The following is a 22,570-nucleotide window of genomic DNA, read 5'->3' on the forward strand; positions in this document are numbered from 1 at the left end:
CTCAATTCAACTCACTAAACCGTAACTTGTAGCCCAACTAAAGGAGTGTGGCATCTCATGAAACAAGTGATCGAGGCATTCAAAAGAAAAGACGCAGAAAAACGGATTCCGGTGCTGCGCTTAGAGATTGATTATGAATTGGCAACTCTCTTCGATGCGATGGCGTCACAAGACGATGCCACTGTCCAGGCTAGCAAGCATCGGTTAGAGAAATATCGCCAAGAACTTTTGCGTCTCGAAGCCTGACCCACAACCACTCATTCAACCAGTATTCCATGCGGATACTGGTTTTTGTTTGGTACAATACATAGTAGAGGTGATAAACATGTTGGAATGGTTCGCGATTGACTTGATTAAACAAGCAGCGGAATATATTCGGCAAAAAATCGATGAGAGCTATCGCATCGAACGAAAGACAGGTAAAGGGGATTTGGTCACAGAAATCGATCGAGCCGTCGAACAGTTGATTGTCGACCGTATCCGTGAAACGTACCCCGAGCATCACATCATCGGGGAAGAAGGAATCTCGACAGGACCGGACGACTTGTCCGGAACGGTCTGGTTTGTCGATCCGATCGATGGGACGTTGAACTTCATCCATCAGAAGCGCATGTTCGCCATCTCAGTGGCCGTCATGATCGATGGGGTCGTCGAATACGGCTTCGTCTATGATGTGATGGCGGATGAGCTGTTCGTGGCGCGTCGCGGCGTTGGGACGACGCTGAACGGTCGCAAGCTTCCGGCCATCCAAGAACATCATGTCCGTGACGCCTTCCTGAGCATGAACGCGACTTGGGTCACGCCGAATCAGCAAATCGCTCCGGAAGTACTCGCCCCAATCGTGCGCGACTCGGTCGGCACGCGGGCCCATGGCGCCGCGTCGCTCGAACTCGCGTGGCTCGCCGCGGGTCGGGTCGACGGGTACATCACGATGCGGAATATGCCGTGGGATTATGCGGCTGGAAAACTGCTCGTCGAGGAAGTCGGAGGCAGAGTCGTCTCAATTTACGGGGAACCGGTCCGTTATGACGGGAAGACGTCGGTCCTTGCCGGTAGCGAGACGTTCGTCAAAGATGTCGTCAAACACTATGTCATCGCCAAAGGGGCGGCGCCGGAAGTGAGACCTGATCTTCAGATTGGGATTAACGGCTCCTACGACCGCGTCCGTGACTTGCTCGTCTTGGCCAATCCGAACGAGGCGATGGTGCGTGAGCAGTATGAAGCGGGGGAGACATATGAAGCGACGCTCGGCGGAGAACGCGTCGGAGCGTACATGTTGGTGCGGCGCAGCGAAACGCTGCTCGAGCTCGTCAATATCGCCGTCAAGCCGGATCGGCAAAACCAGACGATCGGACAACGGCTGCTCCAAGACGCGATTCGTCGGGCCGAGCAAAGCGGTGCGAAGCAGATGCTCGTCTGTACGGGCAACTCGAGCATCGTCCAGTTGCGATTTTATCAACAAGCTGGCTTCCGCTTTGAATCGGTCGAGCGCGACTACTTCCCGAGTCATGGTTATCCGCCAATCGAAGAGGACGGGCTCGCCTTGCGTGACCGCATCTGTCTGACGCGCGACTTATAAGCGTGTCAGACAGAAGAACAAGCTCATAAACAAGGCCCGGGCGCAGCGCCCGGGCCTTCTGTTATGGACGTCGGTCGGAGAGGACGCGACGGCGTAAGTTGATACCGAAGAATGTGGCGATGCCACTCAAGGCGAGACTGCCGATGATGATGGCGGCACTTCCTTCGGCCACCCCAATTCCGATGCCGACGAAACCGGCGACGACCGCGGTCGCGATTAAAACGAACATGAGTTGCATGGAGATTCCCCCTTTTTTCTCTAGTCTTCTTTATTGTAGTCAAAAATGATGCGTTTGGAAACGTTAACAGTTGATAACACTCGACAAAAGTGGTGGGACGTGTGCTATACTCTTAAAGTTGAATAAAAGATGAAACTTTTTTAAATAAGAGAGGACTAACTACATGAATGTAAGAACTAACCTTCGGAACGTAGCCATCATCGCCCACGTTGACCACGGTAAAACAACGCTTGTCGATGAATTATTGAAACAGTCTGGTACTTTCCGGACAAACGAAATGGTCGCAGAACGCGCCATGGACTCGAACGACATCGAACGTGAGCGCGGAATCACGATTCTCGCGAAAAACACGGCAATCGATTATAAAGATACACGCATCAACATCGTTGATACACCAGGTCACGCCGACTTCGGTGGTGAAGTTGAGCGGATCATGCGTATGGTTGACGGCGTTATCCTCGTCGTCGATGCACGTGAAGGCTGCATGCCACAAACGCGTTTCGTATTGAAGAAAGCACTCGACCAAGGTCTCCGTCCAATCGTTGTCGTTAACAAAATCGACAAGCCGATGGTACGCCCACTCGACGTTGTCGATGAAGTTGTCGACTTGTTGATCGACCTTGGAGCAGATGAAGATCAACTTGAATTCCCTGTCGTCTATACGTCTGCTGTCAGCGGTTCAAGTTCGTTCGATCCTGATCCAGAGAAGCAAGAAGATACAATCACGTACGTGCTCGACACGATTCTTGAGAACACACCGGCACCAATCGATAACTCGGATGAGCCGCTTCAGTTCCAAGTCACGATGCTCGACTATGACAACTACCTTGGCCGGATCGGTGTCGGTCGCGTCTTCCGTGGGAAAATCAAAGTTGGCGAGTCAGTCTCACTTTGCAAAACAGACGGATCAATCAAACAATTGCGCGTCACTAAATTGTTCGGTTACTTCGGCCTCAAACGTGTTGAAATCGAAGAAGCCAAAGCTGGTGACTTGATCGCCATCGCCGGGATGGAAGACATCAACGTCGGTGAGACGGTCACGCCAGTCGGTAAAGAAGAGCCACTTCCGCTCCTTCGCATCGATGAGCCAACACTTCAAATGCGTTTCATGACGAACAACTCTCCATTCGCAGGACGCGAAGGCGATTTCGTGACGGCACGTAAAATCGAAGAGCGTTTGATGAAACAACTTGAGACGGACGTTTCACTCCGTGTCGAGAACACAGATTCGCCTGACCAATGGATCGTATCAGGACGCGGTGAGCTTCACCTCGGGATCTTGATCGAGAACATGCGTCGTGAAGGGTACGAGCTTCAAGTTTCGAAACCACAAGTTATCATCCGTGAAGACGAAGATGGTACGAAGATCGAACCGTTCGAGCGCGTCATCGTTGACGTCCCAGAAGAGTACACGGGTTCAGTCATGGAATCAATCGGTCTCCGTAAAGGTGAACTTGCTAACATGAACACGAACGACAACGGTCAAACACGTATGGAATTCATCGTTCCTTCACGTGGCCTCATCGGATATCGTAACGAGTTCTTGTCAGCGACACGCGGATACGGAATCTTGAACCACACGTTCGAAGAATACCGTCCGTTCATCTCTGCTGACATCGGCGGCCGCCGCAGCGGTGTCATGGTTTGTATCGAACCTGGTAAGTCGACGGCTTACTCGATCGGTGCCCTTGAAGATCGTGGAACGATCTTCATCGAGCCAGGTGTAGAAGTATACGAGGGAATGATCATCGGTGAATGTAACCGCGACGTCGACCTCGCGATCAACGCTGTCAAAGGCAAACAGTTGACGAACATGCGTGCTTCAGCAAAAGACTCGACACAAGTCTTGAAACGTCCACGCGTCTTCTCACTCGAAGAGTCGCTCACGTTCTTGAACGATGACGAGTACTGTGAAATCACGCCGGAGTCAATCCGTCTCCGTAAAAAAGTCTTGAACAAGAACGAACGCGAGAAAGCTGACAAGCGTCGTAAACTTGGTAAAGAATAAGTCAGAAAAAAAGGGAGCGCCTAGGCGTTCCCTTTTGTTTTGGATAGTGTAGAATGATTGTGAAGGAAATAAAGGGGGATTATCAGCTTGAAAGCTTCTCAAACGATGGACATCACACAAATCGATGTGCCGTGGATTGCCTCGCTACTTGGCGTCGGCAGTGACGCGAACGACTTCTCGGTCGGGTTTAACGCCTTGATCATCACGGTCATCTTATTGACGATACTCGTGTTTAAATTAGGTTTTGCCAAACAATTGACGTGGTGGAAGTCGCTCGTCGTCTATATGCTGCTCGCACTCGGGGCAGGCACGATGGCGCTCGTCTTCTTCACATGGCCGATTCCAGAAGTTCTCCTTGTCATGGCTGTCGTCTTGGCAATCTACCGGGGCCGCCTCTGGTGGAACCGTCGACAAGGCGTCGAATCACACTGAAAAAATGGACGTTTCGCCCGAGGGCGAAACGTCCATTTTTGATTACCATCTCCGTTTTTGACGGAACGATGGATATAGGTGGAATTGGCCGGTCGCGGCACGCTCCGCGGTTCGCGCGGTGATGCGTTCTTGACACGTCTGGCACATGTACGTTTTAGCAGGTTTATTACGAAGTCGTTTCGCTTCGAACGACCACGAATCAATCGTATCGATTTTGTCACAAAGAGAGCACTTTACGCGCATGGTCTCACCTTCCTCTTCGTTGATTATAGCATGATTTCAGGAGAGAAAAGCAGGGAAAGAGGTTTGTAAGGGCGAATCCATTTCGTATACCCGTTCGGGAGGAGGGGAGTATATGGCGAGCAAAGCCGCGTTCGAACTCTCAAAGGCACAACAAGGTACGTTGAATGATATGCCATTGACATTTTTAATCACATTTGACGAACCGAAACGGTGGCCGATCACCCATGCCATCAGCTGGGTGCAAGCGCCGAATGAAGTAACGATACGTTTCGCCTTGACGAAAAATTCGCATTTGATCACGTTGCTTGGGAATGAACGGACCGCAAGTCTCATCTTTATAGAAGGAGGCCTGGCTTACAGTGTGGCCTTGTCGCATGTGGCCGAGTTCGAGCCAAGCGTGAAGCCGGGATTGCACCTTCGCTTTTTTGAAGGGCACGTTGAAGAAGTCCGTAACATCTCCTTTTACGGGGCGACATATGGACAACCGGACATCGTCAAGACGTACGATGTCGAAGCAGCAGAAAAGCTGGACCGTGAAGTCAAGGAGAGTTTGAATTCTTGATCACCATCCTATTTTCGAGGGGCGGCAAAGTCTATGAAAAAAACGTATGTGCTCGATACGAACGTACTCTTACACGATCCACTATCCTTGTTCCAATTCGATGAGCACGATGTCGTCATCCCCGCCATCGTATTAGAAGAGCTTGACGGCAAAAAACGCAATATGGACGAGGTCGGACGTAACGCCCGTGAGACGGCGCGTGTACTCGACCAACTCCGCACGACCGGGAAACTGCATGACGGGGTACCGCTCGAGAATGGCGGTCACTTGTTCGTCGAGATCGGCCATGAACATACCGTCGATTTCCCGTTCGACGTCATGACGAACGATAACCGCATTTTGACCGTGGCGCTCGGCCTGATGAAACAATACGAGCACGACCGGACCCGTAAAGTCGTCGTCGTCTCGAAAGATATACTTGTCCGCGTCAAGGCGGACGCGATCGGTATTGAAGCCGAAGACTATTTGACCGACCATATCGTCGATACGACGAACCTATATGCCGGCTACCGGGAGATCGAGGTCGATCAAGCCGTCATCGATGAATTTTACAAAGTCCGTCAGCTGCCGCTGTCTGCGTTGACGAAAAATCAACTGTACCCGAATTCATTCGTCGTTTTAAAAAGCAACGTCTCGAAAGCGAGCGCAGTCGCGGTCGTCGATGCGCTGCAACCGATCCTTCGTCCGCTCTCCCTAGACGTCGAACACGTCTGGGGCATCCATCCGCGCAACGTCCAACAGCGGATGGCACTCGACTTGTTGCTTCGCGACGATATCCCGTTCGTGACGTTGCTCGGGAAAGCCGGAACCGGGAAGACACTTCTCGCGCTCGCGGCCGGGTTGTCGCTCGTTGAAGACGAACGTCGTTTCAATAAGCTCGTCGTCGCCCGTCCGGTCGTCCCAATGGGGAACGATATCGGCTACTTGCCGGGGGAGATGGAAGAGAAACTGCGGCCTTGGATGCAACCGATTTACGATAACTTAGAGTTTTTGTTTAATGCCAATTCGAAAGACGAGCTCGGGAACATCTTGGCCGGCATCAAATCGATTCAGCTCGAGGCGCTCACGTATATCCGTGGCCGCAGCATGCCGGACCAGTTCATCATCATCGATGAGGCCCAGAACTTGACGAAACACGAGATCAAGACGATCCTGACCCGCGTCGGGGAGAATTCGAAAATCGTCCTCGTCGGCGACCCGTATCAAATCGATCACCCATATTTGGATGAATATTCGAACGGTCTCACGTACGCCGTCGAACGGTTCAAAGGGCAAAACGTATTCGGCCACGTCCAACTCATCAAAGGGGAGCGCTCGTCGCTCGCCCGGTTGGCAGCCGATTTACTATAACGAAAAACGCCGAGCGGCTGCTCGGCGTTTATTTCGTATTCGGATGAAGTGCCACTTGTACGTTCGATTTTTCGAGCAAGGCGTTCGTCAACATAATCAAACCGGTCACGATGAAGAGGGCGGAGAAGCCGAAATGCGCGACGACTTGAGACCCGAACAACGGTCCGAGCAGGTTACCCATGAACTGGGCCGACTGATTATAAGAGAAGATGCGCCCGGCCGCTCGGCTCGGCGTGTGTTGTCGCAAAAGCGACTGCACGGACGGCATGAGCGCCGCGGTGGCGAAACCGAGGCCGAATCGCAACACGACGAGTTGCGTCGTCGACGTCACGAACGCCTGTGGAATCAAGAAGGCACTATAGACGATGAGCGCCCAAAACAAGATACGTTCGGCCCCGTACCGGTCCGATAGCCGCCCGAGCCGCTGTGCGGAAATGAGCGCGGCCACACCCGGTGCCGAGGCGACGATGCCAGCGATAAAGGCGAGCGATGTCGTATACGGGTTCAATTCCCGGACATACAGTGTCAGTAACGGACCGACCGACTGCGTCGAGAAGGTGATTAAAAACGTCGTTAAAAAGAGACTTAAGATCAGTTGCGGATGGCGGAGCGAGGCGATGATCGATTTGGTCGAATCTAGCCGTTCGCGCGCCACCGGGACGAAGTCCTCTTTGACGAACACGAGTGTGATGATGAACGTGATAAATAGGGCACTGCCGGTCAAGAGAAAAACGGGTCGAAGCCCAATCCAGTCGGCGAGGAGTCCTCCAATCAATGGACCGAGGAGTCCGCCGGTGATGCCACCGGTCGACAAGGTACCGAGCGCCCAGCCACTTTTCTCTTTTGGCGTTTGTGAAGCGACGAGGGTGATCCCCGCCGAGATGAATCCGGAGACGGCACCCATGAGAAGCCGAAGCCCGACGAGTTGATACACGTCTTGGACGAAACTGATGAGCGTCATCACGACGGCCATGCCGAGACTTGCCCGAATGAGCATCAGTTTGCGGCCTTTTTGGTCGGCGAGCCTTCCCCAGAGCGGGGAGACGATGGCGGCCACGAGGAATGTGGCCCCGAAAGCGACGGCTGACCAGGTGACGACGTGATCGGGATTCGTGACCCCGAGCTCTTCGATAAATAAGGGGAGGAACGGTAAGACGAGGCTCATCGAGGCCGCCGTCAAAAAGCTACCGATCCAAACGATGATTAAGTTTTTCTTCCATAAAGGATACGTAAGCGTCACGACCTTTCAAACATGAAGTTTTTCCATAACCTATATGTTACACTTTGTGAAGTAAAAAGTCCAAAAAAATGAGAAGGCGCTATGGCCTTCTCGATCAAGCTTCTGTTCGCACTGCGATATGGTGGACGCCGCGCAAAACTTGCTGATGATACAAGACGTATACCGGGCCGTCCGTGAGCACTTTCCCGTCCTTCGAGAACTGGAGATAGACGGTGCGCGCCTCATCGATTGGTAGCGTGAGCACCGATTCCCCATAAAAGCTGACGTGTGTCGCCGTAGCGATTGGTTCAGCGTTTTGCAGGAACGGAGCGAACGGCATCGCGAACGAGTCGCGAAGCGCCGCGTCTTTATCGGCCCGAGTCATCGGTTTATTGTGGTCGACACGTGTCCCTTGTGTCAAGCCGTCGTCCCATGCCTTCCCCATCTTGGCATAATACGCTTCATTATCATTCTCAACCGCGCGGTCGAGTTCCTCGATGTTCCGCTTGCGGTCGTCGAAAATCCATACGGTCGGGTCGATCGTCAACGCGTGACGAACCGCTCCGTCTAGTGGAAAAATCATTGATACGCCCCCTTTATTCACGATACACTGTACATTATACAGCTCTTCCGGGGAAAAAGGGAAACTGCGAGAAACTCATAGTGAATCCAGACTGTTCATTGAATTATGATGAAATATAATGTACAGTTGAGTTATGACAAACAGTCTGTCATTGTACGGAGGAGGGGTCGTAGTGGCGACAAATTTGGCTGCAGTCCAACGGGAGCAAGCGCTTCAACTATTAGAGGCAGACGCTGAAAAAATCCGTTGTTTGATTGAAGTGCAGTTAGAAAACCTAAAAATGCCGAAGTGCCCGCTTTATGAAGAGGTGCTTGATACACATATGTTCGGTCTATCACGCCAAATTGATTTTGCGGTCCGTCTTGGACTCATTTCAGACATTGAAGGTAAAGGACTGCTCGATTCATTGGAACAAAAGCTGTCCGCCCTCGCGGAAGCTTCAGATTTATGAACCTTATACTCAAACTGTGCAAGCGGCGCTGTTTGAGTATTTTTTTATAATGGGTCAAGGATTGTTGTACATAAGGAAGTGAAAACATGAAAACTCGGTTTCGGTACTTTGATTTCTCACTGTTCATTGCGGTGCTCATGCTTGTCGGAATCAGCTCGATCATGATTTACAGTGCGAGCGTATGGAATCGCGGGGATTACGCGAACAGCGGTTTGTTCTATCGGCAACTCTTCTACGCCGGACTCGGGATTGTCGTCTACTTGATTGCGACGATGTTCCGCTATGAGAACTTTAGAAAACCAAATATTTTGTACGGCCTCTACCTCGTGTCGGTCGTCCTCTTGTTCGTCACTTGGGCGATGCCACCACTCAACGGGGCACGGGCGTGGCTCATCATCGGCGGATTCACGGTGCAACCGGTCGAGATCGCCAAGTTCGTGTTGATTTTATTGCTCGCGAACTATTATCACCAACTGTGGAACAATGAACTGAAAGGGTTGCCGGGACGCCTCGGCCGAGCCGCGATCACGAAAAAAGGATTACGGGCCCAAGCCGGTGCCTTCTTCGTGATTCCCGTCATCTATTTCTTTCTCCCGTATGCGATCGCCATCAACGGGCAACCGGATATGGGGGGGCTGTTCGTCCTTGGCGCCATCATGTTCCTCATGTGGCTCGCCGTTGGGGCGCCGCTCCGAATCATTATCCCATCGGTGATCGCTGGGATTGGGGCCGTCTATTTGATGTTCACGACAATTTTTTCGGAAAACCAGCGCAGTCGGATCGAGGTCGTCTTCAATCCGTTCATGGACCCTGAAGGCTATGGTCACCAATTGCTCATGTCGATCATCTCGATCGTGCACGGAGGAGTGACCGGTGTCGGTCTCGGGAACAGTTATCAGAAATATGGGTATCTGCCCGAACCGGAGACGGATTACATCATGTCCATCATCGCGGAAGAGCTCGGTTTTGTCGGTGTCGTCGTCGTCCTCGTCCTGCTCTTTTTCATCGCGTTCCGCGCCGTCAATATCGCCAATCATAGCGATAATCACTTCGCGATGTTCGTCTCATTTGGCATCGCTGCCCAAATCATGGTCCAAACCGGGATCAATATCGGGGCGATGTCGGGCTGGTTCCCGGGGACGGGGGTCACGCTCCCGCTCGTCAGTTACGGCGGGACATCACTCATCATGACGATGGGCATTCTCGGAGTGCTCAGTAGCATCTCGATGCGAAACCGGCACCGGGAAGCAACAAGACGGGCTGAGATTCGTGAGAAATCAGCCGAAAATGTGCAAGGTTCATCGTTACATGTTGTCAGGTAAGAAGGTTCGAACTACTTAAATGGGGGGATTTATGTTGAAACCAATTAGCAAATTACTTGTAGCCAACCGTGGAGAGATCGCCATTCGTGTATTTAGGGCAGCCACTGAACTAGGAATGCGCACAGTCGCCGTCTATTCACAAGAAGACAGCGGCTCGTTACACCGCTTCAAAGCGGACGAGGCATATTTGATCGGTCTCGATAAAAAGCCGATTGACGCCTATCTCGATATCGAGGACGTGATCCGGATCGCGAAACAGTCGGGGGCTGACGCGATTCACCCAGGATACGGTTTCTTATCTGAGAACATCGAGCTCGCACGTCGTTGCCGCGAAGAAGGTATCATCTTCGTCGGTCCGAATGAATCGCATCTTCATGCGTTCGGGGATAAAGTTCGGGCCCGTCAAAGTGCGATCGCGGCCGGACTCCCGGTCATTCCAGGTTCAAACGGACCGCTCACATCATACGAAGACGCGCTCGAGTTTGCGAACGAGCACGGGTTCCCACTCATGGTCAAAGCGGCGATGGGCGGAGGCGGCCGCGGGATGCGTGTCATCCGTACGGAAGCCGAGATGAAAGATTTGATTGAACGTGCCAAGTCAGAGGCGAAGCAAGCGTTCGGTTCAGACGAAGTGTACATAGAAAAATTAGTGGAGCGTCCAAAACATATCGAGGTTCAGATTCTCGGGGACGATCACGGTAACATCATTCATTTGTTCGAACGTGACTGTTCGGTCCAACGTCGACATCAAAAAGTCGTCGAGGTCGCACCGTGTGTGACGTTGTCTGAAGAATCGCGCCAAGCGATTTGTGACGCGGCGGTTAAGCTCATGCGCCACGTCGGCTACATCAACGCCGGGACGGTCGAGTTCCTCGTCACGGAAGACGAGTCGTTCTACTTCATCGAGGTCAACCCGCGCATCCAAGTCGAGCACACGATCACAGAGATGGTGACCGGCTTCGATATCGTGCAGACCCAGCTCATGATCGCGCAAGGCGAGTCGCTCCACGGCGACGTCATCCATATGCCGAAACAAGAAGACATCAAATTGCTCGGTTATGCGATCCAGTCACGTGTCACGTCAGAAGACCCGGGCAACAACTTTATGCCGGACACGGGCAAAATTATGGCGTACCGCTCTCCGGGCGGCTTCGGGGTCCGACTCGACGGCGGGAACGCTTACGTCGGGGCCGAGATTTCACCGTATTATGACTCGCTTCTCGTGAAGCTGTCGACACACGGCATGACGTTCGAACAGGCGGCTTCGAAAATGGTCCGTAACTTGAACGAGTTCCGGATTCGCGGCATCAAGACGAACATTCCGTTCTTGATTAACGTGATGAAACACCAGAACTTCATCAGCGGTGACTACAACACGTCGTTCATCGACGAGACGCCAGAACTGTTCGTCTTCCCGAAACGGAAAGACCGTGGAACGAAGTTGCTCAACTATATCGGTGACGTCACCGTGAATGGATTCCCGGGTGTCGGATTGAAAGATAAGCCGATCAGCCGCTCGGTCCGGATTCCGCAAGACCTTCCGGCTGAAGCCAAACCAGGTACGAAACAGATTTTGACGGAGCTCGGTCCGGACGGCCTTGCCGATTGGATCAAACGTCAACCTGAACTGTTGTTGACGGATACGACGATGCGAGACGCGCACCAGTCGCTTCTTGCGACGCGGATGCGGACACAAGACATCGTCAATATCGCCGAACCGACGAGTAAACTCATGCCGGAGCTATTCTCGGTCGAGGCATGGGGCGGGGCCACGTTCGACGTCGCCTATCGTTTCCTCTCGGAAGACCCATGGGTTCGCCTCATGCGGCTCCGCGAGAAGATGCCGAACGTCTTGATTCAAATGTTGCTTCGCGGCGCCAACGCGGTCGGGTATAAAAACTATGCCGACAACGTCATCGAACAGTTCGTCCATGAGGCGGCCTATGCGGGTGTCGACGTGTTCCGGATCTTCGACAGCTTGAACAACCTCGAGTCGATTCAACTTGCGATCGACGCGACGTTACCGACAGGAAAAGTCGCGGAAGCGGCCGTTTGTTATACAGGCGACCTGTACGATGGCAACCGTCCGAAGTACCACTTGCCGTACTATGTCGATTTGGCGAAGAAACTCGAAGCGAGCGGGGCCCACATCCTTGCCATCAAGGACATGGCCGGTCTGCTCAAGCCAGAGTCGGCATACGCGCTCGTCTCAGCCTTGAAAGATGCCGTCGATTTGCCGATCCACTTGCACACGCATGACGCTTCCGGCAACGGAATCTTCACGTATGCCCGGGCGACAGATGCGGGCGTCGACATCGTCGACGTGGCTGCGAGCTCGATGTCAGGCATGACGTCACAACCTTCAGGCGGCAGCTTGATTTATGCGCTCGATCACCATGAACGTCAACCGAAAATCGATGCGAAGCATTACGAGGTCATCAGCGACTACTGGCAAGACGTGCGTCATAACTATGAGCCGTTCGAAAGCGACATGCGTGCTTCGAACCCATCGGTTTATGAGCATGAGATGCCGGGCGGTCAGTATTCAAACTTGCAACAACAAGCGAAAGCGGTCGGGTTAGGCGACCGTTGGAGCGAAGTGAAGGCGATGTACGCCCGCGTCAACATGTTGTTCGGCGATATCGTCAAAGTGACGCCGTCGTCAAAAGTTGTCGGGGACATGGCACTGTTCATGGTCCAACATAACTTGAACGAACAAGATGTGGTCGAGCGGGGTCACCAACTCGACTTCCCAGACTCGGTCGTCGAAATGATGCGCGGTGAGCTCGGAACGCCTCCAGGCGGATTCCCGACAGACGTGCAACAAGCCATCTTGAAAGGCGAAAAACCGCTCGACGTACGTCCGGGTAAACTGATCGAACCGTATGATTTCAAGGCGGCGCAGACGAAGTTGTTCGAGAAGCTCGAGCGCCCGGTGACGGACTTCGAACTGCTCTCGAACGCGTTGTATCCGAAAGTGTTCGAGGATTACGTCACCCATTCGACGACGTATGGCGATGTATCCGTCCTCGACACGTTAACGTTCTTCTACGGCTTGAACGTCGGAGAGACGATTCAAGTCGAGATCGAGACCGGGAAGACGCTCATCATCAAACTCGTTCAAATCAGTGCGGCGAACGAGGACGGTATCCGTCTTGTCTCGTATGAGATGAACGGGGTACCGCGTGAAATCGAAATCAAAGACGTGAACGTGAAGTCGGCGACGACGAGCCGACCGAAAGTTGATCGGACGAACCCGAAACAAGTCGGTGCTTCGATGCCGGGATCGGTGTTGAAAGTGCTCGTCGAACCTGGTAGCCGTGTCCATCGCGGGGAACAGCTCCTCGTCACGGAAGCGATGAAGATGGAGACGACGGTCCAAGCCGCTCAAGACGGTGAAGTCAAAGCGGTCCATATTAAAGAAGGCGACACAATCCAAAGTGACGACTTATTGATTGAGTTTGTATAATGGAAAGAAGCATAGCGCGGCTATGCTTCTTTTTTAGATAGGAGTGGGAGAGATGAGACGAGTCTGTTGGTTTCGATCGGATTTTCGATTGACTGATAATCATATGTTACACCGGGTATTGAAAGACGCTGCTTCAGGCGATGAATTGGAGTTCGTCTTTTGGCTCAATCCGAACTATTGCGAGCCGTTCGAGACGCGGCACGATTACTTTTTCGCGACGATGCGACAATTTATGGGTGAGCTCAAGGAGAACGGCCTCGGCCTGCGTGTCATCGTCGCCGACACGGCCGAAGCGTTCGTCGAAGCGCTCGGTCAGTTTGACACGCTATACTTTAACGCCGAGTATGTTGAACCGTTCAAGCAGCGCGACGATGCTGTCATCGAGGCGCTCGGGCAAGACGTCAAAGTCATCCGTCTGCTCGATCGGCATTTGTTCGCCCCGAACGCGTTCACGAAAAAAGACGGCGACCCGTACAAAGTGTATACGCCGTTCAAAAAGGCGGCCTACGCCGAAACGCCGCCCGCACCGTATGATGTCGATGTGACAGCGCTGAAGCAACTCGTCGCGACCGAACATGTCGTGCCTGCTGAATTGCGGCGTCAGTTCGACCGGTGCGAGCGTTCGTGGAAAGCGCTCGGAGAAGCGGCCGCGAAACGACGCTTGCATGACTTTGTCGCCAACCGGATCGACGCCTACGATGAAGACCGCGATATCCCGGCGATCGCCGGCACGAGCCGGCTGTCTCCATATCTACGGACCGGGGTGTTGTCGATCCGCACCGTGGCGGAAGCGGTGCTGTCGGCGCCGAAATCGAGCGGACGCGACACGTATTACGATGAGCTGTTATGGCGCGAATTTTATTATATGATCATGGTTCAATTCCCGGGACTGAAAGACCGTCCGTTCAATGATAAATATAAGCACCTCGACTGGGAAGACGATGCCGAGAACTTTCAGGCGTGGTGTGAGGGGAAGACGGGCTACCCGATCGTCGACGCGGCGATGCGGCAACTGAACGAGACAGGTTGGATGCACAACCGGCTCCGGATGATCGTCGCCTCGTTCTTATCGAAACATTTACTGATCGACTGGCGAAAAGGGGAACGCTATTTCGAACAGAAACTGATCGATTATGAGGCAGCCTCGAATATTGGCGGCTGGCAATGGGCCGCCTCGGTCGGGACGGATGCGGTTCCGTACTTCCGCATCTTCAATCCGACGACGCAATCCGAGAAGTTTGATACCGAAGGGACGTTCATTCGGAAGTATGTGCCTGAACTCGCCGACCTCGACAAAAAGTCGATTCACTTTCCCGATCTCAGCGAGCGGGACGGATACGTCGACCCAGTCGTCGACCATAAGGAAGCGCGGGCCCGAGCGCTCGAACGGTTCAAGGATGCACAGTAAATAGGCATAGAAAAAAGGAGCGATGAACGTCGCTCCTTTTCGTGTGTTCGATTAAACTGATTTTTGTCGAGCGGACGCGGTCGTCTGCTTCTGACTCCGATACGCATGATATGCCAAGTACGAGACAATCCCGAAATAGCAGGTAATCAAGAACGCGTGGAGGAGCGGCACGTATGTGGCATGTCCCCCAAGGACAATCCACGCCCCCGTGCCGACTTGGAGCAAGATGAAGAACAAGGACGCCCACATCCCGGTCTCGACGAGTTGATTCGTCTCCCGTCGCGCCAAGTACAACACGTACAGCGTATAGAAGACGAGCAGTCCCGCCATGATCCGGTGCCCCATTTGGACGTACGACTCGAACGTCCACACGTTCTGGTCACAGATCGGCCAGCCCACGCACGCATACGTCGCGCCGAGGTGACGGACATAAGCACCCGTGTAGACGACGACCATCGTATAGATCGTCAAGCCGTAAAGGTGAATCTTCAATCGTTCGGAGACGGCCCGATGCAGACGTTCTCCTTCGAACAAGAGAATCGTCAAAATGAGAAGCGACGCGAACGAGACGAGCGAGATGCCGAAGTGGAGCGCGAGAATCGCGTCCGACTGTTGCCAGATGACGGCACCGGCGCCGATGATGGACTGGATGAGCATAAAGATGAACGCGAGGAACGCGAACACTTTGACGTCATAGCGGTTTTTGACGACCGCGAACGTCCAAACCGTCAATGCGATGATGAGCAGTCCTTCGATGCCGGAGACGACACGGTGACTGTACTCGATCATCGTCTCGACGCTCGGATTGGTCGGAATCAGTTTCCCGTGGCAGAGCGGCCAGTCTGTACCGCACCCGTCGCCGGAGTCGGTCTTCGTCACGGTTCCACCCATGATGAGAACGAGCATCATCCCGAGCGTGACGAGTGCTGAAAATAGTGCGAGTTTTTTATGCATTCGTTTCCACCTGCTTTTGAGAAAAATCACTAGAATTGTGCCTTGTCAGTTTATATTTTTTTCGCCATACTTATTATACGGCTTTACGTCGTAAAAACGAAACGGAAAAGCTTGCAATCGCTATCAAAATCGTTATTCTAGTATTAGCGTAGCGTTTTTACTGTGACAATTATCACACGTCTGTCACAAAAAACTAGCTATTTTACAAGCATAAACGACGTATTCTTTTTGAAAATATGGTATCTTTGTTATGAGTTAGGTGAACTTTGTTCATATTGTGTTTTTTCTGTGAAAAGAATACGAGGATTTCGTGATTAGTAGGGGGGTCAGTATGACAAAAGTCAACCCAGGGACAATGGCAGAAGTAGAATATACAGAATCCGCCTCGTTCCGCGACTATGTTGCTCTGGCAAAAATGGGAATCGTCCGCGCCAATCTATTGTTGGTGTTCGCCGGTTTCTTTGTAGCAGCAACATATCAGAGTGATACGCCAGTACTTTATTTGTTTGAAGTTTGGCCACAACTCTTATTAACGATGTTAGGAAGCGCGCTCGTCATCTCCGGGAGTTGTTACCTAAACAACTTCGTGGACCGTGATATCGATTACTTGATGGGACGTACAGACAACCGACCAAGTGTCACCGGGAAAATTTCGGGAGAACGGATTTTGCTCCTTGGATTAACGCAACTCGCGATCGGGACATTGCTCTTATTGATCGTGTCGTATGTGGCAGCAGTCTTCGGTTTAATCGGGGCATTTTTTTATGTCGTCATTTATACGATGTGGCTTAAACGAACGCACACGTTGAACACGGTCGTCGGCAGCATCTCCGGAGCGGTACCACCGCTCATCGGTTGGGCAGCCATCGATCCCGCGCTTCATATCGATGCGTGGCTCATGTTCCTCGTCATGTTCTTGTGGCAACCGCCACACTTCCTCGCGCTCGCCATGCGGCGTGTCGAGGAGTATCGAGCGGCCGGCATTCCGATGCTACCGGTCGTCAACGGCTTTGCGATCACCAAGCGCCAAATCATTTGGTGGATCGCGACACTCATTCCAGCGTCGCTCTTGTTCTTGCATTACGGTTTGATCTACGTGATCGTCGCGGCCGGTCTTGGGGGCTACTGGTTATATCTCGGCTTGAAAGGTTTCAAGGCCGAAGATGAGATCAAGTGGGCAAACAAAATGTTCTTTTATTCATTGATTTATTTAGTCGTGTGGATTGTCACGCTGGTATTGACGGCACTTTGATAGTCGCACTCACTATATAGAAACCATTGCACATCATTTTGGGAGAAAGTGGGGATTGTTGTGAAATCATTTAAGAAGCTTCTGTTTGGCATCGTCCCGATGATGATGTTCGCACTACTGTTATCAGGGTGCGGCGTAGAGGGATTGTCTGCATTGAAGCCGATGGGAGAGGGAGCTGAGATTCAGCTTCGCATCATTCTCATCAGTTTGGCAATCATGCTCTTTGTACTTGTCATCGTAACGATTATTTACGTGTACGTGCTCATGAAATTCCGTCGGAAAGATGAATCGATTCCGAAGCAAGTCGAAGGAAGCAGCACGCTTGAGATGATTTGGACAGTCGTTCCAATCATTTTATTGATCATTCTCGCTGTTCCGACGATCACGACGACAGTCGAGCTCGCGAAAGCGAAAGAAGCGAAAAAAGAAGAAGAAATCAATGTCACGGCCAACCTTTACTGGTGGGAATTTGAATATCCGAACGCAGGCGTGGTCACGGGTCAAGAACTCGTCATCCCAGTCGGTAAGCGTGTCGGCATCAACTTGACATCGAAAGACGTCATTCACTCGTTCTGGGTACCGGCCTTGTCAGGTAAGACGGATACGAACCCAGGCCTTGATAACGAAATGTGGTTGCATGCAAATGAACCAGGTACGTTCTACGGGAAATGTGCCGAGCTTTGCGGACCTTCACACGCACTCATGGACTTCAAAGTCATCGCACTCGAGCAAGAAGAGTACGACCAATGGCTCGAAGACATGAAAGCACAGCAGGACGCAAACACAGAAAACCTCGTTGCAGATAACCAAAACTTGACGACAGGCGAAGCCGTGTACGTCGAGAGCTGCTTGAGCTGTCACGGTGGCGGGAAAGTCGCGCCGAGCTTGACGAACTTTGGTGATCGCGAATGGTTGGCGGGCTACCTCGAAAACAACGAAGAGAAGTTGAAAGAATGGATTCGCGACCCACAAGAATTGAAACAAGGCGCGCTCATGCCTGGCTTCGGTGAAGGCCAAATCAGTGATGAAGAGTTAGATGCACTCGTTGACTTCTTGTACGATCAGAAGATTGACTAACGGGAAAAGGGGGATTTCACGTGGCACAGACCACTGCTATGCAGCAACCGCGTAAATACAATGGCATCATGGATTGGGTTACGACGGTTGACCACAAAAAAATCGGTATTTTGTATTTGTTCTCAGGAATCTTCTTCCTCCTTCTCGGTGGAATTGAAGCTTTACTTATTCGCTGGCAACTCGTTCGTCCGATGAACGACTTCGTAAGCGGCGAAACGTTCAACCAATTGATCACGATGCACGGGACGACGATGATCTTCCTAGCGGCCATGCCGATGCTATTCGGATTTATGAACGCCGTCGTACCGCTACAAATCGGGGCACGCGACGTCGCGTTCCCGTTCATTAACTCACTTGGTTTCTGGTTGTTCTTCTTCGGTGGTGTCATGCTGAACCTTAGCTGGTTCTTCGGCGCTGCACCGAACGCAGGGTGGACGGCGTACGCGCCGCTCTCGACACAACCTGAAGCATCAGGGGTCGACTTCTACGCCCTCGGTCTTCAAATCTCAGGTTTCGGTTCACTCATGGCCGGGATTAACTTCCTCGTCACGATTTTGAACATGCGTGCACCAGGCATGAAACTCATGCGGATGCCGCTCTTCACGTGGACGACGTTCGTCGCTTCGGCGTTGATCGTCTTCGCGTTCCCGCCGCTCACAGTCGGCTTGTTCATGTTGATGTTCGAGCGCTTGTTCGGTGCCGTCTACTTTGATCCGGCAGCCGGCGGTAACGTCGTCATCTGGGAACACCTTTTCTGGATCTTCGGACACCCGGAAGTATACATCTTGATACTCCCTGCGTTCGGTATTTTCTCGGAAATCATTCCGACATTCGCTCGTAAACGTCTGTTCGGTTACACAACGATGGTCTTCGCAACGATGCTCATCGGTTTCCTCGGATTCATGGTTTGGGTCCACCACATGTTCACGGTCGGTCTCGGACCGGTCGCCAACTCGATCTTCGCTGTCGCCACAATGGCCATCGCCGTTCCGACAGGGGTCAAGATCTTCAACTGGTTGTTCACGCTATGGGGCGGACAAATCAAGTTCAACGTCGCGATGCTCTACTCGGTCGCATTCATTCCATCGTTCCTCGTCGGGGGGATGACAGGGGTCATGCTTTCGGTCGCACCGGCCGACTATCAGTATCACGATAGTTACTTTGTTGTGGCTCACTTCCACTACGTTATCGTAGGTGGGGTTGTCTATGGTCTATTCGCAGGACTTTATTACTGGTTCCCGCTCATGTTCGGCAAAGCGCTCTCTGAGAAGCTTGGCTACTGGCAGTTCTGGTTGTTCTTCATCGGGTTCCACTTGACGTTCTTCCCGCAACACTTCCTCGGATTGTTCGGGATGCCACGCCGCGTCTTCACATACCTTCCTAACCAAGGGTTTGAGACGATGAACTTACTGTCGACGATCGGTGCCTTCTTCATGGGTGTATCGACAATCATCTTGCTCGTCGCTGTTGTCAAGGCATTCTTGTCGAAACAACGCGTCAAGCCAGACCACTGGGAAGATGGACGTACATTGGAGTGGACGCTTCCTGTACCGACACCAGAGTACAACTTTGCACAAACACCGCTTGTCAAAGGTCTCGATACGTTCTGGCTCGAGAAAATGGCGGGCAACAAACGGGTCTCTGTTGCTGAACCGGTAGCAGACATCCACATGCCGAACAACTCGTTGATTCCATTCTTCATGTCACTCGGTCTTTTCATCGCCGGACTTGGAGCGATCTTCCAAATGGATAACGCGGTTGTCGGTTGGTCACTCATCGTGATCGGATTACTCATCACATTCGTGTCGATGTTCCTCCGTTCATGGATCGACGACCATGGCTTCTATATTCCAAAATCACAGATTGAAGCGGATTTGAAAGCGATTCGTGAGAAAGGAGACCAATAAATGGCACATGCAGTCGAAAAACACCCGGTGACCGGTATTCCGGCCAATCCAGAGAAAGCCACGCTGGAAGGGAAAAATAAATATGTGGCCTTCTGGTTCTTCCTCGGTGGAGAGACTGTTCTCTTCGCCTCGCTATTCGGAACGTACGTCGGTCTACTGAACTCTGGTGCGCCAGAGGAACTTCGTTCGTACAATATCTTTGAGATGGGGCTCGTCTTCTTGATGACGATGCTCCTCCTCACAAGTTCGCTCACAAGTGTTCTCGCCATGATGAACATGAAAGCGAACAATCCAGGCCGCATGAAGTTTTGGTTGGTCGTCACGCTTCTCCTCGGGGCTGGATTCCTTGGAGCAGAGATTTATGAGTTCATCCACTACTACCACATCGGTCACACGTTCACATCGAGCGCGTTCGGATCTGCGTTCTATACGCTCGTCGGATTCCACGGCGCACACGTCACGTTCGGTCTCCTTTGGATCACGACGCTTTTGATTCGCAACTGGAACCGTCCAATCGATGTGTACAACGCACCGAAGTTCTACGTGTCGAGCCTGTACTGGCACTTCATCGACGTCGTATGGGTTTTCATCTTCTCAATCGTCTACCTCTTAGGGATGGTGAGCTAATATGGAAAAACAACCAATGAACGAAACGCACAAACAGTTAGAGCTTGAAGTAAAAGCCGAATCAAGACGCGAGTATCAACTTCAGTTGATTAGCTTCGCGATGATGATTTTGCTCACATTCGTCGCGTTCGGCGCCGTATACGCTGAACTCATGCCGGTGTGGGCGGCAGGTGGCTTCTTGATCATCCTCGCCATCATCCAAGTGTTCTTGCAGCTTTATATCTTCATGCATATGAACAACCGTGGCAACACGTGGATCGTCGGAATGATGTGGCTCGGCATCTTTGTCGCCATCATCACGGTCGCGGCCCTTCGCTTGCTCATTTGGTAAATGTGACAAAGGATTGAACATCTGTGGAAACATAGATGATTCAGTCCTTTTTGCTTTACTTCAAAAATAAAGGAATAGTAATCTTGAAGTGAACGGTTTCATCGGTTTGGGAGAGAAAGAAAAGGGGTGAAGGGATGCTCTGGAATACATCAGAGCTACTCAAACAGTTCGATTGGACGACGCTTTGGAGTCCATGGTTCGGATTGTTGATGGTAGGGTTGTACGTCCTCTATGCGGTCGTCACAGAGAGCATGGCGAAGCGAGGGTACGAGTCGACCACGTTGCTACAAAAGTTCAGCATGTTATCCGCTATTTTATTGTATTACATCGGTTTCGGTAGCCCGGTCGATGTGCTCGCGCATATCATCTTCTCGGTGCATATGTTACAGATGGTGCTCGTCTACGTGCTCGCACCGGCGCTCGTCGTGTACGGGATGCCATATTGGGTGTTTGAAAAATTATTTAGCTATAAGGTGATTGGGCCGACGCTCAAATTTATGACAAAACCTTTGATCGCACTCGTTTTGTTCAATGCATTATTCACGTTCTACCATATGCCATTCATTTTTGACTACGTGTTGACGAACTATGGTGTGCATCGCATCTTCCACGGCGCTCTCGTCGTCTTCAGTTTGACGATGTGGTATCCGGTCATTGCACCATTCCTCTCGGAAGAAGAGGAAGGCATGTCTGATTTGAAGCGGATGGTATACATCATCGCGAACGGGGTGTTGTTGACGCCGGCGTGTGCGTTCATCATCTTCAGCCAAGGCATCTTGTATGACGCCTATACAGACGCAGAAACGTTTGCGACCGTGCTCGGCTACTGTATGCCGAACGGGGACGTATCCGGCCTTGATTTGAACGCGCTAATGAGCGCGACGAACAGCGCCCTTGAAGACCAACGCTTCGGTGGGGTATTGATGAAGCTCGGTCAAGAAGTTGTCTACGGTTTCTTCTTCGGCTGGACGTTCTTCGGCTGGGTGCGCCGGACAAAATCGCTTGCGCTCGATGAAGGCATGTCGTTCACACCGCAAGAACCAAAAGAGAAAAAATGAACTAAGTCAAAGGGGAAACTACGATGAACTATCTTGCCTTGATCAGTGTAACATTCATTGTCATCAGTGCTATTTTAGTCGCAATCGGATGGACGATCATCGCGCGTGATCGTCGCAACGTCGACAAACATAAAAAAGTCATGACGGCTGCCGCGATTGCCGCGACAACATTCTTCATTCTTTACGTCTCGCGTACGATTTTTGTCGGCAATACCGCTTTCGGCGGACCTGATTCAGTGAAGCCATACTATTTGGCGTTCATGATCTTTCATATCTTACTCGCGACGACAGGCGGGGTCCTCGGCTTGATCACGCTTTACCTCGGCTATAAAAACAAAGTCGAGAAACACCGGAAAATCGGACCGAAAGCTTCGGTCGTCTGGTTCTTCACGGCGATCACAGGGGTGACGGTATACGTTCTCCTCTACGTCGCCTATGACCCAGGTGAGACGACGAACGTCTTCCGTGCCATTATCGGTGGGTGAATCGAGAGAGGGGGA

General features: G+C 52.0%; 22 protein-coding genes. 17 read left to right on the forward strand and 5 right to left on the reverse strand.

Annotation, left to right across the window (positions count from 1 at the left end):
• Nucleotides 1-57: 57 nt before the first annotated feature.
• On the forward strand, nt 58-246 hold the full coding sequence (locus AC13H5_RS05660) for a hypothetical protein (RefSeq protein WP_015881266.1): 189 nt from the start codon (nt 58-60) through the stop codon (nt 244-246).
• Nucleotides 247-325: 79 nt separating this feature from the next.
• A complete protein-coding gene (locus AC13H5_RS05665; protein WP_483546453.1) occupies nt 326-1,579 on the forward strand; it encodes an inositol monophosphatase family protein in 1,254 nt (417 codons plus the stop codon).
• A 61-nt stretch (nt 1,580-1,640) separates the two neighbouring features.
• Here AC13H5_RS05665 and AC13H5_RS05670 read toward each other — a convergent pair whose 3' ends face one another.
• On the reverse strand, nt 1,641-1,817 hold the full coding sequence (locus AC13H5_RS05670) for a hypothetical protein (RefSeq protein WP_034777025.1): 177 nt from the start codon (nt 1,815-1,817) through the stop codon (nt 1,641-1,643).
• A gap of 163 nt (nt 1,818-1,980) precedes the next feature.
• Here AC13H5_RS05670 and typA point away from each other — a divergent pair, with 163 nt between their 5' ends.
• Together typA and AC13H5_RS05680 are read left to right on the forward strand one after the other, a co-directional pair.
• Nucleotides 1,981-3,825, forward strand: a complete 1,845-nt coding sequence (gene typA, locus AC13H5_RS05675) for a translational GTPase TypA (protein WP_034777027.1) — start codon at nt 1,981-1,983, stop codon at nt 3,823-3,825.
• 87 nt (nt 3,826-3,912) lie between these two features.
• Nucleotides 3,913-4,257 carry a YlaH-like family protein gene (locus AC13H5_RS05680; RefSeq protein WP_232939276.1) on the forward strand — a complete coding sequence of 115 codons (345 nt, stop codon included), beginning with the start codon at nt 3,913-3,915 and terminating at the stop codon, nt 4,255-4,257.
• Nucleotides 4,258-4,299: 42 nt separating this feature from the next.
• On the opposite strand, the gene AC13H5_RS05685 is transcribed toward AC13H5_RS05680, so the two are convergent.
• Nucleotides 4,300-4,500 carry a YlaI family protein gene (locus AC13H5_RS05685; protein ID WP_021067006.1) on the reverse strand — a complete coding sequence of 67 codons (201 nt, stop codon included), beginning with the start codon at nt 4,498-4,500 and terminating at the stop codon, nt 4,300-4,302.
• A gap of 112 nt (nt 4,501-4,612) precedes the next feature.
• On the opposite strand from AC13H5_RS05685, the gene AC13H5_RS05690 reads away from it, so the two are divergent.
• Both AC13H5_RS05690 and AC13H5_RS05695 read left to right on the forward strand, forming a co-directional pair.
• Nucleotides 4,613-5,062 (forward strand): PNPOx family protein, encoded by a 450-nt coding sequence (locus AC13H5_RS05690; protein WP_483546454.1) that lies wholly within the window; start codon nt 4,613-4,615, stop codon nt 5,060-5,062.
• 33 nt (nt 5,063-5,095) lie between these two features.
• A complete protein-coding gene (locus AC13H5_RS05695; RefSeq protein WP_034777033.1) occupies nt 5,096-6,412 on the forward strand; it encodes a PhoH family protein in 1,317 nt (438 codons plus the stop codon).
• A gap of 28 nt (nt 6,413-6,440) precedes the next feature.
• Here AC13H5_RS05695 and AC13H5_RS05700 read toward each other — a convergent pair whose 3' ends face one another.
• Nucleotides 6,441-7,652, reverse strand: coding sequence for a multidrug efflux MFS transporter (locus tag AC13H5_RS05700; protein ID WP_034777035.1), 1,212 nt, complete (start codon nt 7,650-7,652; stop codon nt 6,441-6,443).
• A gap of 94 nt (nt 7,653-7,746) precedes the next feature.
• Nucleotides 7,747-8,214, reverse strand: coding sequence for a hypothetical protein (locus tag AC13H5_RS05705; RefSeq protein ID WP_483546455.1), 468 nt, complete (start codon nt 8,212-8,214; stop codon nt 7,747-7,749).
• A gap of 172 nt (nt 8,215-8,386) precedes the next feature.
• On the opposite strand from AC13H5_RS05705, the gene AC13H5_RS05710 reads away from it, so the two are divergent.
• From AC13H5_RS05710 to AC13H5_RS05725, 4 genes are all read left to right on the forward strand, one after another.
• Nucleotides 8,387-8,665 (forward strand): Fpa/YlaN family protein, encoded by a 279-nt coding sequence (locus tag AC13H5_RS05710; protein WP_021067011.1) that lies wholly within the window; start codon nt 8,387-8,389, stop codon nt 8,663-8,665.
• Between the two features lie 86 nt (nt 8,666-8,751).
• Entirely contained in the window at nt 8,752-9,987 is a 1,236-nt protein-coding gene (locus AC13H5_RS05715) for an FtsW/RodA/SpoVE family cell cycle protein (protein WP_483546456.1), read from the forward strand.
• Nucleotides 9,988-10,018: 31 nt separating this feature from the next.
• Nucleotides 10,019-13,456 (forward strand): pyruvate carboxylase, encoded by a 3,438-nt coding sequence (locus AC13H5_RS05720; protein WP_138859662.1) that lies wholly within the window; start codon nt 10,019-10,021, stop codon nt 13,454-13,456.
• 52 nt (nt 13,457-13,508) lie between these two features.
• On the forward strand, nt 13,509-14,864 hold the full coding sequence (locus AC13H5_RS05725) for a cryptochrome/photolyase family protein (RefSeq protein ID WP_483546457.1): 1,356 nt from the start codon (nt 13,509-13,511) through the stop codon (nt 14,862-14,864).
• A 51-nt stretch (nt 14,865-14,915) separates the two neighbouring features.
• On the opposite strand, the gene AC13H5_RS05730 is transcribed toward AC13H5_RS05725, so the two are convergent.
• Nucleotides 14,916-15,818: a COX15/CtaA family protein gene (locus AC13H5_RS05730; RefSeq protein ID WP_034777041.1), complete on the reverse strand. Its 903-nt coding sequence runs from the start codon at nt 15,816-15,818 to the stop codon at nt 14,916-14,918.
• A gap of 331 nt (nt 15,819-16,149) precedes the next feature.
• Here AC13H5_RS05730 and cyoE point away from each other — a divergent pair, with 331 nt between their 5' ends.
• The 7 genes from cyoE (at nt 16,150) to AC13H5_RS05765 (ending at nt 22,555) form a co-directional block, all read left to right on the forward strand.
• Nucleotides 16,150-17,070, forward strand: coding sequence for a heme o synthase (gene cyoE / locus AC13H5_RS05735; RefSeq protein WP_034777042.1), 921 nt, complete (start codon nt 16,150-16,152; stop codon nt 17,068-17,070).
• Nucleotides 17,071-17,130: 60 nt separating this feature from the next.
• A complete protein-coding gene (gene coxB / locus AC13H5_RS05740; protein ID WP_214791563.1) occupies nt 17,131-18,147 on the forward strand; it encodes a cytochrome c oxidase subunit II in 1,017 nt (338 codons plus the stop codon).
• Between the two features lie 38 nt (nt 18,148-18,185).
• Nucleotides 18,186-20,054, forward strand: a complete 1,869-nt coding sequence (gene ctaD, locus AC13H5_RS05745; protein WP_034777043.1) for a cytochrome c oxidase subunit I — start codon at nt 18,186-18,188, stop codon at nt 20,052-20,054.
• A complete protein-coding gene (locus AC13H5_RS05750) occupies nt 20,055-20,681 on the forward strand; it encodes a cytochrome (ubi)quinol oxidase subunit III (RefSeq protein WP_034777044.1) in 627 nt (208 codons plus the stop codon).
• A gap of 1 nt (nt 20,682) precedes the next feature.
• Complete coding sequence (locus AC13H5_RS05755) at nt 20,683-21,012, forward strand: cytochrome C oxidase subunit IV family protein (protein ID WP_034777045.1); 330 nt, start codon at nt 20,683-20,685, stop codon at nt 21,010-21,012.
• 134 nt (nt 21,013-21,146) lie between these two features.
• Nucleotides 21,147-22,070, forward strand: coding sequence for a cytochrome c oxidase assembly protein (locus AC13H5_RS05760; protein ID WP_483546458.1), 924 nt, complete (start codon nt 21,147-21,149; stop codon nt 22,068-22,070).
• A 23-nt stretch (nt 22,071-22,093) separates the two neighbouring features.
• Nucleotides 22,094-22,555 (forward strand): DUF420 domain-containing protein, encoded by a 462-nt coding sequence (locus tag AC13H5_RS05765; RefSeq protein ID WP_034777049.1) that lies wholly within the window; start codon nt 22,094-22,096, stop codon nt 22,553-22,555.
• The last annotated feature ends 15 nt before the right edge of the window (nt 22,556-22,570 follow it).

The sequence above is a fragment of the Exiguobacterium sp. FD-YE-25-4 genome (assembly GCF_057004685.1).

Bases quoted from the DNA above. Each gene is read 5' to 3' on its own strand.
- AC13H5_RS05660 (WP_015881266.1), top strand. From the start codon at position 58: ATGAAACAAGTGATCGAGGCATTCAAAAGAAAAGACGCAGAAAAACGG.
- AC13H5_RS05665 (WP_483546453.1), top strand. From the start codon at position 326: ATGTTGGAATGGTTCGCGATTGACTTGATTAAACAAGCAGCGGAATAT.
- AC13H5_RS05670 (WP_034777025.1), bottom strand. From the start codon at position 1,817: ATGCAACTCATGTTCGTTTTAATCGCGACCGCGGTCGTCGCCGGTTTC.
- typA (WP_034777027.1), top strand. From the start codon at position 1,981: ATGAATGTAAGAACTAACCTTCGGAACGTAGCCATCATCGCCCACGTT.
- AC13H5_RS05685 (WP_021067006.1), bottom strand. From the start codon at position 4,500: ATGCGCGTAAAGTGCTCTCTTTGTGACAAAATCGATACGATTGATTCG.
- AC13H5_RS05690 (WP_483546454.1), top strand. From the start codon at position 4,613: ATGGCGAGCAAAGCCGCGTTCGAACTCTCAAAGGCACAACAAGGTACG.
- AC13H5_RS05695 (WP_034777033.1), top strand. From the start codon at position 5,096: ATGAAAAAAACGTATGTGCTCGATACGAACGTACTCTTACACGATCCA.
- AC13H5_RS05705 (WP_483546455.1), bottom strand. From the start codon at position 8,214: ATGATTTTTCCACTAGACGGAGCGGTTCGTCACGCGTTGACGATCGAC.
- AC13H5_RS05715 (WP_483546456.1), top strand. From the start codon at position 8,752: ATGAAAACTCGGTTTCGGTACTTTGATTTCTCACTGTTCATTGCGGTG.
- AC13H5_RS05720 (WP_138859662.1), top strand. From the start codon at position 10,019: ATGTTGAAACCAATTAGCAAATTACTTGTAGCCAACCGTGGAGAGATC.
- AC13H5_RS05725 (WP_483546457.1), top strand. From the start codon at position 13,509: ATGAGACGAGTCTGTTGGTTTCGATCGGATTTTCGATTGACTGATAAT.
- AC13H5_RS05730 (WP_034777041.1), bottom strand. From the start codon at position 15,818: ATGCATAAAAAACTCGCACTATTTTCAGCACTCGTCACGCTCGGGATG.
- cyoE (WP_034777042.1), top strand. From the start codon at position 16,150: ATGACAAAAGTCAACCCAGGGACAATGGCAGAAGTAGAATATACAGAA.
- ctaD (WP_034777043.1), top strand. From the start codon at position 18,186: ATGCAGCAACCGCGTAAATACAATGGCATCATGGATTGGGTTACGACG.
- AC13H5_RS05750 (WP_034777044.1), top strand. From the start codon at position 20,055: ATGGCACATGCAGTCGAAAAACACCCGGTGACCGGTATTCCGGCCAAT.
- AC13H5_RS05755 (WP_034777045.1), top strand. From the start codon at position 20,683: ATGGAAAAACAACCAATGAACGAAACGCACAAACAGTTAGAGCTTGAA.
- AC13H5_RS05760 (WP_483546458.1), top strand. From the start codon at position 21,147: ATGCTCTGGAATACATCAGAGCTACTCAAACAGTTCGATTGGACGACG.
- AC13H5_RS05765 (WP_034777049.1), top strand. From the start codon at position 22,094: ATGAACTATCTTGCCTTGATCAGTGTAACATTCATTGTCATCAGTGCT.